This is a genomic window from Collimonas sp. NPDC087041, assembly GCF_044745265.1.
Classification (GTDB): Bacteria; Pseudomonadota; Gammaproteobacteria; order Burkholderiales; family Burkholderiaceae_D; genus Collimonas.
Genome location: NZ_JBIUZX010000002.1, coordinates 440,396 through 453,226 on the forward strand (window position 1 = coordinate 440,396; position 12,831 = coordinate 453,226).

11 protein-coding genes are annotated in these 12,831 nt (G+C 59.6%); 5 read left to right on the forward strand and 6 right to left on the reverse strand.

Annotated features, from left to right (window positions below):
- Window positions 1-239: 239 nt before the first annotated feature.
- Window positions 240-2,372 (forward strand): carboxy terminal-processing peptidase, encoded by a 2,133-nt coding sequence (locus ACIPF8_RS05180; protein WP_400417829.1) that lies wholly within the window; start codon window positions 240-242, stop codon window positions 2,370-2,372.
- 45 nt (window positions 2,373-2,417) lie between these two features.
- Here ACIPF8_RS05180 and ACIPF8_RS05185 read toward each other — a convergent pair whose 3' ends face one another.
- Both ACIPF8_RS05185 and ACIPF8_RS05190 read right to left on the reverse strand, forming a co-directional pair.
- Window positions 2,418-3,041, reverse strand: a complete 624-nt coding sequence (locus ACIPF8_RS05185; protein ID WP_061531957.1) for a trimeric intracellular cation channel family protein — start codon at window positions 3,039-3,041, stop codon at window positions 2,418-2,420.
- A gap of 4 nt (window positions 3,042-3,045) precedes the next feature.
- Entirely contained in the window at window positions 3,046-5,433 is a 2,388-nt protein-coding gene (locus ACIPF8_RS05190) for a penicillin-binding protein 1A (protein WP_400417831.1), read from the reverse strand.
- Between the two features lie 211 nt (window positions 5,434-5,644).
- Here ACIPF8_RS05190 and ACIPF8_RS05195 point away from each other — a divergent pair, with 211 nt between their 5' ends.
- Both ACIPF8_RS05195 and ACIPF8_RS05200 read left to right on the forward strand, forming a co-directional pair.
- Window positions 5,645-6,532 carry an HTH-type transcriptional regulator ArgP gene (locus ACIPF8_RS05195; RefSeq protein WP_400417832.1) on the forward strand — a complete coding sequence of 296 codons (888 nt, stop codon included), beginning with the start codon at window positions 5,645-5,647 and terminating at the stop codon, window positions 6,530-6,532.
- Window positions 6,533-6,600: 68 nt separating this feature from the next.
- Entirely contained in the window at window positions 6,601-6,963 is a 363-nt protein-coding gene (locus tag ACIPF8_RS05200; RefSeq protein ID WP_400417835.1) for an aminoacyl-tRNA synthetase, read from the forward strand.
- 21 nt (window positions 6,964-6,984) lie between these two features.
- Here ACIPF8_RS05200 and ACIPF8_RS05205 read toward each other — a convergent pair whose 3' ends face one another.
- From ACIPF8_RS05205 to ACIPF8_RS05215, 3 genes are all read right to left on the reverse strand, one after another.
- Complete coding sequence (locus ACIPF8_RS05205; RefSeq protein WP_400417838.1) at window positions 6,985-7,719, reverse strand: aspartate/glutamate racemase family protein; 735 nt, start codon at window positions 7,717-7,719, stop codon at window positions 6,985-6,987.
- A gap of 115 nt (window positions 7,720-7,834) precedes the next feature.
- Window positions 7,835-9,295, reverse strand: a complete 1,461-nt coding sequence (locus tag ACIPF8_RS05210; protein WP_400417840.1) for an NCS1 family nucleobase:cation symporter-1 — start codon at window positions 9,293-9,295, stop codon at window positions 7,835-7,837.
- A 41-nt stretch (window positions 9,296-9,336) separates the two neighbouring features.
- Window positions 9,337-10,416, reverse strand: coding sequence for a porin (locus ACIPF8_RS05215; protein WP_400417843.1), 1,080 nt, complete (start codon window positions 10,414-10,416; stop codon window positions 9,337-9,339).
- Between the two features lie 530 nt (window positions 10,417-10,946).
- On the opposite strand from ACIPF8_RS05215, the gene ACIPF8_RS05220 reads away from it, so the two are divergent.
- Window positions 10,947-11,660 carry a GntR family transcriptional regulator gene (locus ACIPF8_RS05220; protein WP_400417846.1) on the forward strand — a complete coding sequence of 238 codons (714 nt, stop codon included), beginning with the start codon at window positions 10,947-10,949 and terminating at the stop codon, window positions 11,658-11,660.
- An 84-nt stretch (window positions 11,661-11,744) separates the two neighbouring features.
- A complete protein-coding gene (locus ACIPF8_RS05225) occupies window positions 11,745-12,209 on the forward strand; it encodes an RDD family protein (RefSeq protein ID WP_400417849.1) in 465 nt (154 codons plus the stop codon).
- Here ACIPF8_RS05225 and ACIPF8_RS05230 read toward each other — a convergent pair.
- Window positions 12,206-12,757 carry a GNAT family N-acetyltransferase gene (locus ACIPF8_RS05230; protein WP_400417852.1) on the reverse strand — a complete coding sequence of 184 codons (552 nt, stop codon included), beginning with the start codon at window positions 12,755-12,757 and terminating at the stop codon, window positions 12,206-12,208. The two genes, ACIPF8_RS05225 and ACIPF8_RS05230, sit on opposite strands and share 4 nt — an antisense overlap.
- Between the last annotated feature and the right edge of the window lie 74 nt (window positions 12,758-12,831).

Consider the following 12,831-nt stretch of genomic DNA (forward strand, 5'->3'; position numbering starts at 1 on the left):
TTTGCCATTGGGCTGGCTCAGCAGCGAACTTGATATTGTATTTTTCATAATTATTACAATCCTCAACCAAGGCAATCCCACCATCGCTTTCGGCGGCCGGCCCGCGTCCTTTATGGACGCGCGGCAACAGCCAACTTTACGATACAAACAAAGACTTCGGGCGCCTCGCATGCATCCGTGAAAGCCAAGTAGAATTAACCTATTACTGAATCAACCCCGAACCTCGGATAGAAGCTAATATGCGCCTCAAAAATAGTCTGCTATGTATCTTGCTGGCGATCTCAGCCACCGCCCAAGCGCTGGAAGCCGGACCGCCGCCAGTCCTGACGCCGCTGCAGCAGCAGGCGCAGGCGGCGCATCTGAGCGCGCAATTCCTGACGCGTTTCCATTACAAGCCGATGCCGCTGGACGATGCGTTGGCGGGGAAGATCATCAACCGCTATATCAAATTGCTGGACCCGGAAAAATTCTTTTTCGTGCAATCGGATATCGATCAATTCACAGCGCAACACAGCAAGCTGGACGATGGCATCAATCACGAAGATCTGCAGATCCCGTTTTCCATATTCAATGTGTACGAGCAGCGCGTAGTCGAGCGCCTGACCTACGCGCGTGAACTCCTCAAACAGGGTTTCGATTTCAGCAAGAAGGAAGACTTTGCCTTCGTGCGCGACAAGGAACCATGGCCGCAAACGGAAGCGGAAAGCCGCGACCTCTGGCGCAAGCGCGTCAAGAACGACTGGCTGCGCCTGAAGCTGGCCGGCAAGAACGACCAGGCGATCCGCGACACGCTCAACAAGCGTTACGACAACTCGCTGGCGCGCGTCTATAAATACAAGAGCGACGACGTATTCCAGATTTTCATGAACGCCTATGCGACCTCGATCGAACCGCATACCGACTATCTCGGCACGACGGCCGCCGCAGATTTCGATATCTCGATGAAGCTGTCGCTGGTTGGCATCGGTGCGGTGCTGCAGGAACGCGATGAGTACACCACCATCCGCGAACTGGTGTCTGGCGGTCCGGCGCAATTGTCCGGCAAGCTGGCGGTCGGCGACCGCATTGTCGGCGTTGCGCAAGGTGCGCAAGGACCGATGGTCGAAGTAGTCGGCTCGCGCATCGACGAAGTGGTGAAGCTGATCCGCGGCGCCAAGGATTCGGTAGTCCGCCTCGACATCCTGCCGGCCGACGCCGGCCCGGATGCCAAGCATCGCCTGGTGACCCTGGTGCGCAACAAGATCAGCCTGGAACAACAGGCCGCCAAGAAAACCATCATTTCAGTCAAGAACGGCGACGCCACGCGCAAGATCGGCGTGATTACGCTGCCGGCCTTCTATGAAGATTTCGACGGCCGCCGCAAAGGTGACAAGAGCTATCGCAGCGCCAGCCGCGATGTGGCAGCGCTGTTGACCGAGCTGAAGAAGGAAAAAGTCGACAGCGTGCTGGTCGATCTGCGCAACAACGGCGGCGGTTCGCTCAATGAAGCGATCAACCTGACCGGCCTGTTTGTCGGCAAGGGCCCGATTGTCCAGCAGCGCAATGCGCGCGGCGAAGTCAATGTCGGCAGCGACGACCTGACCGCACCGGCCTGGACCGGCCCGATGGCGGTGCTGATCAATCGCGGCTCCGCCTCGGCGTCTGAGATTTTTGCCGCAGCAATCCAGGACTATGGCCGCGGCGCCATCATCGGCGAAGGAAGCTTCGGCAAAGGCACCGTGCAAAGCATGGTCAACCTGGATGAACTGACGCACACCGACAAGCCGAAGTACGGCGAACTCAAGATGACCGTCGCCCAGTTCTTCCGCATCAACGGCGGCACCACCCAGCTGCGCGGCGTGACGCCGGATGTCAGCCTGCCGGGCTTCTCCGATCCGGAGAGTTTCGGCGAATCGAGCTACGACAATGCGCTGCCATGGACGCAAGTCAAGGCCGCCGACTATACGCCGCTCGGCGATATCAAGGATCTGCTGCCGCAACTGCAGATTCGGCATGACGCCCGGGTCGAGAAAGACAAGGATTTCCAGCGCCTGGTGGAAGATGCCGACGAATTGAAGACGCTACGCAAGAAGCGTACGATTTCGCTCAATGAAGCCGACCGCCGTAGCGAACTGGCCGTGCAGGAAGCGCGCCTCAAGGCCCGTGAGAAAGCAGACGGCAAGGATGCCAGCAAGGACAAGGACGCCTCGCTGGATGATGGCCTGCAAGCCAACGAACGCAGCCTGAGCGCCGACCTGGCAGCGGAAAAAGCGCAGAAGAACGCCAAGGATGTATTGCTGAACGAAGCCGCGCAAATCCTCAGCGATCAATCCGACCTGATCAAGGGCAATACCAAGTTCGCGGCGCAGCAAGCTACACAGCCAGCCAAGTAATGATCCTCATGCGTGGAAGCCACACCGGCTTCCACTAGTTTCCCGCTATTCGAATCCCCGGATGCCTGCGGTGTTGAAGCGCGGCAGTTTCCAGTTGAAACGCAGGGCCAGCAGACGGAATGTCAGGCCCGCGCCGATTGCACCCAGCGATGCCGCCGCCGCATCGACACCACACCACAGCAAGCCGACATACAGGGCGCCGGTAAACAAGGCGACCGTCGCATACAGTTCGCGCTGCAATACCAGCGGAATCTGGTTGCACAACACATCCCGCAGCAAGCCGCCGAATACTCCCGTAATCATGCCGGCCAGCACCACGATGGCGGGCGCCATGCCGTTGGCGCGCGCGATGTCGCAACCGATCACGCTGAACGCCACCAGGCCGAGACCGTCGACCAGCAGGAATACCTTGCGCAAATGATGCAGCGAACGCGCCACCATGGCGGTGACAATGGCGGCGCCAACCGTGAACAGCAGATATTCCGGATGGGCGATCCAGCCCAGCGGATAATTTCCCAGCAATACGTCGCGCACCGAACCGCCACCCAGCGCGGTGATGGTGCCGATCACGCAAATGCCGAACAGGTCCATGCCGCGCCGCATGCCCATGATGGCGCCGGACATCGCTTCGGCCACGATCGCAACCAGGTAAATAGTGTGTAACAACATCGTCTTACTCTTCCGTAGAAAACAGTTTCAGGATCTGGTCGCGCTCCCGCGCCGCGCCCAAGGTGTCAGTAGACGGACTGGCCGCCGCCAGATTGGATTCGCACTTGAAACCACTTTGGATGAAGGCGTTGCCGTCGTCCAGGCAACTGCCCTTCAGGTATTCCGAATAGACGTAATCGCCGTCGGTGAATGTCAATCCTGGCGGCTGGTTGCGAATCTGCTCCGGCCGGCCTTCCAGCGCAACCTGCATGTAGCGGCTCCAGATCGGCAGCGCCAGCGCGCCACCGGTGGTGGCGCCTAGCGATTGCGGCTGGTCATAACCAAGCCACACCACCGACACCACGCCCGACGAATAGCCGGCAAACCAGGCATCGTAGGCATTGTTCGAGGTGCCGGTCTTGCCCGCCGCATCGCTGCGCCCCAGCACTTTGGCGCCATGCCCGGTGCCGGACTTGACGACGTCCTGCAACATGCTGTCCATGACGAAGGCGTTGCGCGCCGAAATGATCCGGTCACCGGTCCGCTGCGCCGCCGCTGCTTTGCTGTCGCTCGCTACGCCATACAGCACGCGCCCCGAGCGATCGCTGATCTGCTTGATCAGGCGCGGCGCCAGACGATAGCCACCATTGGCGAATACCGCGTAGGACTGTGCCAGTTGCAATGGCGTCACCGCGCCAGCGCCCAGCGCCAGCGGCAGCGACGCCGGATTGCGCTCGGCCAGAAAACCGAAACGCGTCGCATACTGCTGCACGTAGTCGGCGCCGGCGGCTTGCATCAGGCTCACCGCCACCAGGTTCTTCGAGCGCATCAAGCCACGCCGCACCGTGATGAAACCTTCGTAGTTATTGCCGTAATTGCGCGGCCGCCAGGCACGAGCGCCAGTCTCTTCGGGCCGCAGCACGCGTTGCGTGTCATCCACCAGCGTACCGGGAAAGTAGCCCTTTTCCAGCGCTGCGGAATACACGAAAGGCTTGAAGCTCGATCCCGGTTGGCGGTACGCCTGCAACGCGTGATCGAAGGGATTGCGCGAGAAATCGAAACCGCCGGCCAAGGCCAGGATATCGCCGCTCTCGGCATCGATCGAGACCAGCGCTCCCTCCATCTCCGGCATTTGGCTGAGCAGCCAGCGCTGGCCCTTGTCGCTATCCTGATAGACCCGGATCACCGAGCCGGGAACAACGCTGCGCTTGCCGCTGGCAGGCAGCTTGGCCCAGCCGCCGGCAACGCGCGGATCGACGGCGCCAATCTGGATCTCCCGGCCATCGCGCAGCAGCGCACTAATCTGTTTCGGAGCAACAGCCGTCACCAGGGCTGCGCGCAATTCGCCGCTGTCCGGGTAAGCTGCCCGCAATTTGCGGACGCTGTCCTTGACATCGCCGGCGAGCGGCAACAATCCTTCCGGACCGCGATAACCCCTGCGCGCTTGCGCCGCCATCAAACCTGTGCGCAGATGCTTGTCCGCCGCCATCTGCGGCTCCATGCGGATGGTAGTGGTGACATCCAGGCCCATCGTGTAAACGCGTTCCTGATAAATATCCATCACCATCTGGCGCGCCTCTTCCACCGCATAAGCGGCTTCGCGCACGGATGGATTGCGGCGTGGATTAACCACAAGCTGTTCCGCCAGCGCCTGTTGCAATTGATCAGTCGTGATGTAGCCCAGGTCATGCATGCGCTGCAGGATGTAATGCTGGCGGACTTGCGCGCGCTGCGGATTGGCGACCGGGTTGTAGGCCGACGGCGCTTTCGGCAAGCCGGCCAACATCGCCGCCTCGGCTACAGTCACCTGCTCCAGCGGCTTGTCGAAGTAAATGCTGGAGGCGGCGGCAAAACCATAGGAACGCTCGCCCAGGTAGATCTGGTTCATGTACAACTCCAGCAGCTTGTCCTTGCTGTAACGCTGCTCCAGCTTGTAGGCCATCAGAATTTCCATCAGCTTGCGTTGCATGGTCTTGTCGCGCGTCAGGAAAAAATCGCGTGCGACCTGCATCGTGACGGTGCTGGCGCCTTGCGCATGCTGGCCGGTGACCACATTGGCCACGGTGGCGCGCAGCAGGCCGAAAAAATCGACCGCGCCGTGTTCGTAGAAGCGTGCATCCTCGATCGCCAGCAAGGCCTGCCGCATGACCGGCGGAATCTGTTCCAGCGGCAGAAATTCGCGCCGCTCTTCGCCGTATTCGGCCAGCAAGATGCCTTCACTCGAATAGATCCGCAACGGCAACGCCGGTTGATATTGCGCCAGGTGCTCGACTGCCGGCAACTGCTGCCAGGCTTGCCGCAGCCAGTAACCGCCGGCAAGCATTGCCGCCAGTGCCAGCCCAAGGCTCAAGCCGAGCAGGAATTTAAGATTACGGACCAGCTTCGATTGCGGCTGTTTGCCAAGCTCCTTCAAGGCGCAATCCTGGCCATGCCGTAATCGGCTTTTGTAAGGTATTTGCTGGTGCTGCTCGATAAGACCATGCTTGCTCCGGTAACTACAGCGCATTCTCGCGTGCAGGATGTGAAATCGTCAGAGAGCGCATTGTCCTTTGGAGCAGACACATCTTTATCAAAAATAAGTATTATTAAGGAATGATAAATATTTCTTATGCAAGGATACCGGCATGAACCTCAATCCCAAGCATACCGAAGCATTCCGTGCCGTCATCGAAACCGGCAGCTTCGAACAGGCAGCTACCCGGCTGCACCTGACTTCGCCGGCGATCTCGCAACGCGTGCGCGCGCTCGAAAGCCAGCTCGGCAACGCACTGGTGGTGCGCAGCCGGCCGGCGCGCGCCACCCGCATGGGGCAACGCCTGCTGCAATACCTGAAGCGCGCCAAACTGCTGGAAACCGACCTGGCCACTGAAATGGCGGTGGAGCAGGACGCGCCGCTGACGCTGGTGCTGGCGTTGAACGCCGATTCCATTGGCACCTGGTTTTTCCCGGCGCTGTCGGATGTGCTGATCCGCGAGCGGGTGCTGCTCGACCTGACCGTAGAAGACCAGGACCATACCTACACGCTGCTGGAAACCGGCCTCGCCATCGGCTGCATCAGCACCGAGCCGAAACCGATGCGCGGCTGCTCCGCCGAACTGCTGGGCGTGATGCGCTACTGGCTGGTGGCATCAAAAACATTCCATGCGCAGTGGCTGCCCGACGGCCTGACCCGCAAGGCAGCGCGCAACGCGCCGGTGGTGGCCTACACCCACAAGGACACGCTGCAGTCGTCATTCCTGTTAAGCAAGCTGGGCCTGCCGGACGGCGCCTACCCCTGCCATTACGTGCCGGGCGCAGCATCGCACTTCAACGCCATCCGCTACGGCCTCGGCTACGGCATGGTGCCTGAACTGCTGCTCAAGGCCAGCGCCGAACCAGGTGAGATGGTCGTGCTGACGCCGGGTAAGCCAGTCGAGGTGGCGCTGTACTGGCATACCTGGAAGGTGCAATCGCCGCGTATGGAGCATCTTTCACAACAGATCATTTCTTCCGCACGAAAAATCCTGAAATAATCGCGAAGGATGGCGCCAACAGATGCATACTAACTGCATAACAGTTGGAATCCATAAGGAGGCTAGCCATGCGCATGAGCGATGAAGAATATTTCAGGAGCTGCGTTGCCAAGGAAAGAATTCTGGCGAAGTTGCTCGGCCACGAGAATATCGAGGAATGCTACGAAAGCGCCGGCACTTTATGGGATAACGCCAAGGCATTGCCAAAATGGACGCGCGACTGGAGTGCCTGTGGGCCGTTGATGGTGCAGTACGATCTTTCTCCCATCTACGATCATCCGCCTGACCATGCGCCCAGCACCCGCGTGACAATTGGCGCCATCGTTGCGCAATTTTCCGATCATCCGAGCAAGCAGCAGGCAGTCATGTATGCGATTGTGAAGGCGGCGATCCATGTGCTGGAGTATCGCAAGGCGCACCACGTGGCGTGACGCCGCTGCTGCCTCTTGGCATTAGAGCCTGGAGAAATTTTCGAGCATGCCGCTGTAGGGTTTAGGGAGCGGATAGGCCAGGTCGCCGCGCTTGCCTGTCGCCAGGCCTAGCTGCACCAGGCTTTCCACCATCTTGACCGCGACCGTGACGCCGTCGATCACATTGATGCCAAGCTCGCGGCCGATGGCCTTGCACAGGTCGGCCATGCCGGCGCAACCGAGCACGATGCTGTCGGCCTTGTCTTCCCGCATCGCGCGCCGGCATTCTGTGACGATGATGCGGTAGGCATCCGATCCGGGCTGCTCCAGGTCCAGTACATTCAGTTCGCAAGCCCGCACGCGACGACAGAATCGACGCATGCCATAGGCTTCTGCCAAATGCCAGGCAATGCCGCAAGTCCGCTCCAGCGTAGTCACCACACTGAAGCCGGTGCCGATCATGCTGGCCGCGTGCATGGCCGCTTCGGCGATACCGATTACCGGGCCGCGCGCCACTTCACGAGCGGCATGCAAGCCGGGATCGCCGAAGCAGGCGATCACATAACCGTCGATGCCGTCGGCTTCGCCACGACGGATTTCATCGAGGATGCCGGGCACACTGAGCGCTTCATCGTAATGACTCTCGATCGAAGCCGGACCCATGGCTGGACTGACCGCCACGATCTCGGTGCCAGGTGCGGCAACCTGGCGTGCGCAAAGGCCGATTTTCTCGGTCATGCTCCAGGTGGTGTTGGGATTGATGATCTTGATTTTCAAAACAGGACGCTAACTATTAAATGGGCGCGCCGCAGACTCGGCGGCGCGCCGGGAATAACCGCGAAACCGACCGCCGCGGCGGCCGGATGGGAATCGCCTGGATTCAAGCTAGCGCTCAGGCTGCAGCTCCGGCGGCGACAGTTACCGTTTGCTTGTGGCTGATGGCCCAGTAAATCGCCAACCCGCAACCCATGCCGATGAACCAGGTGAAATTGGCCAGGCCGTCCAGTCCAGGCACCAGCACGCAGCAGACCGGAATGATGGCCGCCGGAATCAACGCCGTGATGGCCTTGCGGTTGTAGCCGTTGTCGTACCAGTAGGCGCCGTTGCGATCCATCGTGTACAGGTCGTCGACGATCACGCGCTGTTTCTTCACCAGGTAGAAATCGGCGATCAGGATGCCGAACAACGGACCGATGAAGGAACCCAGGATATCCAGCGTGTAATGAATCACGTGCGGGTTGTTGAACAGGTTCCACGGCGTGATGAAGATCGATCCCACAGCAGCGATCATGCCGCCCATGCGCCAGCTGATCATTTTCGGCGCGACGTTGGAGAAATCAAAGGCAGGTGAAACGAAGTTGGCGACGATGTTGATGCCGACCGTGGCAACCATGAAAGTCAGTCCACCCAACACCACTGCGAAGGTGTTGTCGATATGACCGACCATGGCCACCGGATCGGTAATCAGCTTGCCGTAGATCGGCAGCGTCGCCGCGATGCAGATCACCGTCAGCAGCGAGAAGCCGAGGAAGTTGACCGGCAGGCCCCAGAAATTGCCGCGCTTGACCGACTTGAAATCCTTGCCGTAGCGGGAGAAATCGCCGAAGTTGAGCATCGGCCCGGAGAAGTACGAGACCACCAAAGCAATCGCATTGATCATCACCGGCAGAGCGGCGAAACCGCTGTATTTGATGCCGCCCAGGTTGAGGTCGATATTGCTCCAGCCAGCCTTCGTCACCAGCCACACTGCCAGCAGCAGCATCACGACATACACCGCCGGACCGGCCCAGTCGATGAACTTGCGGATCGCATCCATGCCGGTCCAGAACACGATTGCCTGCAGCACCCACATCACCATGAAGCCAAGCCAGCCCAGGTACGACAAGCCGACAAACCCGTATTGCTTGACGTCGGCATAAATCGCCATCTCAGGGAAGAACTTGAGCACGATCAGCAGGAAAGCGCCGGAAGCGAGATAGGTCTGGATGCCGTACCAGGCCACCGCGATCAGGCCACGGATGATGGCGGGAATGTTGGCGCCGAGGACGCCGAAAGTGGTACGGCAGATCACCGGGTACGGCGCGCTCGTTACCTGGCTCGGCTTGGCCACCAGGTTGGCGAAGAACTGCACGATCATGATGCCGAGCAGCAGCGACACCAGCACCTGCCAGCTGCTCAGGCCCAGCGCGAACAGGCTGCCGGCGGTGACATAGCCGCCGACGCTGTGCACATCGGACATCCAGAATGCGAAGATGTTGTAGCTGCCCCAGGCTTGTTTTTTCAGCGGCGCCAGGTCGTCGTTGGTCAGCCGGTCGTCATACGAAGGCTTGATAATTGCGTTGTGCTTTTCCATCGTGACTCCTAATGTAGGACCTAATTTAAAAACGTTAACAATCAGAACAGGTGACGGATGCCAAGCGCGATGGCAGTCTGGCTTTGATTCGCGTAGCCGCCGCCGATCGCCGTCGAGTTGGTGGCCACCAGCGATTCCGAGGCGCCATCGGCATTCTCGAGATGGGCGATATTGGCGATCAGGCTGGTGCGCTTCGACAAGCTGTAAATGCCGAGCAGGCGATACACCTTGCTGTTGTTGGCGAGCGTCGTGTTCTTGCGATAGATGGCGTCGGCCGAGCCGGTAAATGCAGGGGTGAATGCATAATCCAGGCCAGCCTCGACCGCGTACGCCTTGCGTGCCGACTGCGACGGGATCGACTGGAATACGCCGGGGCCGGAAATATCGCTGTGGGCATAACCGAGCCGCGTGGTCAGCGCGCCAAAGCCATAGCTGGCGCCGAGCGTGGCCAGCTTGTACAGGCTGCCATTGCCGACCAGGCTGGCGTTGCCATCCTGTTCATGGTCGTAGCTGGCTGCCAACAGCAGCGACCCTTGCTGGTAACGACCGGCGAGGTTGTAGACCTGGCCGCTGCGCACGCTTCCGGCTGCTTCGCCGAAGCCGAGCATGGCGCCGCCCTGGAAGCCGTTGAACGTTGGCGATACATATTTGACGGTGTTGTTGTAGATCTCGCTGACCGCATCAAATTCGGAAAACTTGAAAATCGCGCCGGAGTTGTAGCCGCCCTTGAAGACGCTGCCGACCAGCCAGTCGTCGTTGAAATTCCATTGCTTGCCAACCGTGAGCCTGCCGCCCGGGCTATCCAGGCCGACCAGCGCATTGCGCGAAAACAGTTGGCCGCTGGCCGACTGCGCACCGGTGGTCGGATTGAAGCCGGCCTGCAGATTGAAGACAGCGCTCAAGCCGCCGCCCAGGTCTTCCTTGCCGCTGAAGCCGACATTGGAAACGCCCAGGATGCTGTCGGTCCCGCCCACTTTCGATTGCGTGCCGTTGCCGGCATTGTTGGCGTAGCCGATACCGGTGTCGATCACGCCCGAGACGGTAACGCTGGTTTGCGCCAGCGCGGCGCCGGCGATGCCCAGCATGGCCAATGTCGCCGCCGGTTTGAGTAAAGGGTTCATCTTTATCCTTGTCTATGTTGTATGCCTGCCTGCTCACCACGGTGATCCGTCCAGTGCCGTACAGCCGACTGCAACCAACAGCTAGCGGAACCGCCTCCCTGAGGTCCAGGATTGTTTGATTTTTTACAATCCAAGACAGGATTGCGCACAATCCATGACTTGCAATAAGCCAGAACCGTGCCAATTGAGGTTTTTTGATGAGATCGACAGGCGTCGCAAGAATGAAAGCGGGCGTTGCAGTGACTGTCGCAAGGAAACATTAAGGCGCCTTTGGTCGCCAGAGATCGTGCACAATTTGGTGCGAATTACGCTAATTTTTGTGCACATGCCTCAGTATGGCGCATCGCAATCGCGCTAACAGTTGAATAGAAATCCATATCGCCAGGAAAAATTTGGCAGTCGTGCAAGGCGTGGACTTAGGATTTATACTGGTGCACCACTTCGACAAAGATTCGGCGAGCAATGTATAAATTGTGCACAATCCTGAAATCACCCCGCCTGCCAGCCATTCCGGCAAACGGGGGCGCAGCATGAGCCAGGCAACCAGCATCCACCACGACGAATTGAGCAACGACGAGATCGATGCACGCATCCATCTCTCGATCATCGACGCCATCCTTGACCACCAACTACCACCAGGCACGCGCTTGGTCGAGGCGCCGCTGTGCGAAGCCTTCGGCGTGACGCGCGGCACATTGCGGCGGGTATTCGTGAAACTGGCGCATGAAGGCGTGATCGACCTGCAACCGAATCGCGGCGCCGTCATCGCCATGCATGACATCAAGGAAGCGCGGGAAGTATTCGAAGCCCGCGTGATCGTCGAAAGTGGCTCGGTCAAGAGCCTGGCTGGGAAGCGCCGACGCCTGCCGGAACTGCGCGAGATGGTGAAGCGCGAGCATGCGCTGCGTGAGCAAGGCAACTGGGGCGACTGGATTCGCCTCTCCGGCGAATTCCATATCAAGCTGGCCGAAGCCAATCAAAATAACATCGTGACCGGCTACCTGCGCACGCTGATCGCGCGCAGCTCGCTACTGATCGGCCTGTACGAAACGCCGAAGCGCAACAGCTGCTCAGCGGACGAACACGTGGCGATCCTTGATGCAATCGAACAGGGAGATGGTGAGCAAGCGGCGCGCCTGATGGCGCATCACCTTGGCGAATACGCCAGCGAACTGCTGACCGAACCGAACCAGCCCAAGGAAATCGATTTCGGCAAACTGTTTTCTCCGGTGCGCTCCGTTTAAGCGATAAACTCAGTCCCTGGCATCAGTTATGTTCCAGAAGGCCAACCGCACAATCAACCGTACAATTAACCGGACAGGACAGGCATGGACGATACCAAGCAACTGGAATATGTAGGATTCTGGCTCAGGGTCTGGGCCAGCATTATCGATACGGTGCTGGTGCTGGCGATCACCACGCCGTTGCTGCTGGCGATCTACGGCCGCGAACGTCTGGCCGCAGGCATCACCTTCAGCGGCTTCGCCAATTTCCTGATTTCCTATATATTTCCAGCCGTCGCAGTGCTGGTGTTCTGGAGCTTCAGGCAAGCGACACCAGGCAAGATGGCGATTTCCGCGCGGATCGTCGACGCCCGCACCGGTGGCCCGACCAGCGTGAGCCAGAACATCATCCGCTATCTCGGCTATTTTCCATCGACCTTTGTCTTTTGCCTGGGCCTGATCTGGGTTGAACTCGACAAAAGGAAACAGGGGTGGCACGACAAGCTGGCCGGCACCGTGGTGGTCCGGCCCAAGCGCGGCAACGTCGAACCGGTGCGCTTCGAGGCTTAGGTCGCGCTGGGCTTGTTCCATTCGACAGAGACACGCTGCCAGTCGTCGCGCGTCATCGCATACACCGCAGTATCCATGTCGTACCATCTTTCGATGCCTTGATATTGCATCCCGAGGCGCTGCATGACGCGCGCCGAACTGTGGTTATCCGGGTGGCAGACCGCGCACAGGCGCTCGCCGCCGATCGTCTCGAAGGCAAACTGCGCCATGCGCCGCGCCGCCTCCGAAGCCAGGCCCTGGCCCCACTTGTCCTGACGCAGGCGCCAGCCGATTTCCAACGGGTTGGCAGTGTCGCCGCCCAGGTACTGGATGCAACCGGAACCGATGATTTCATCGCTGTCTTGCTCGAAGAAACTCCACCAGGAAAATCCCCATTCCGCCCAGCGCTTCTTGACGCGGGCAATCGCCGCCTGCGTATCCTCAGGCGTGTCAGGCTTGCCGGTGATATAGCGCATCACCGCAGGATCGCGGTTGACGGCATGCAGCGCAGCCAGATGCAAATCGCTGAATGGTTCCAGCCGCAGCCGTGGCGTGGTCAGTATGGTCATGGATAAATCGCTCAAGGGATGAAGGTTTGGATGTGCTGCTCGATCCAGTTTACACGTTGGCAAACTTTTTGTGC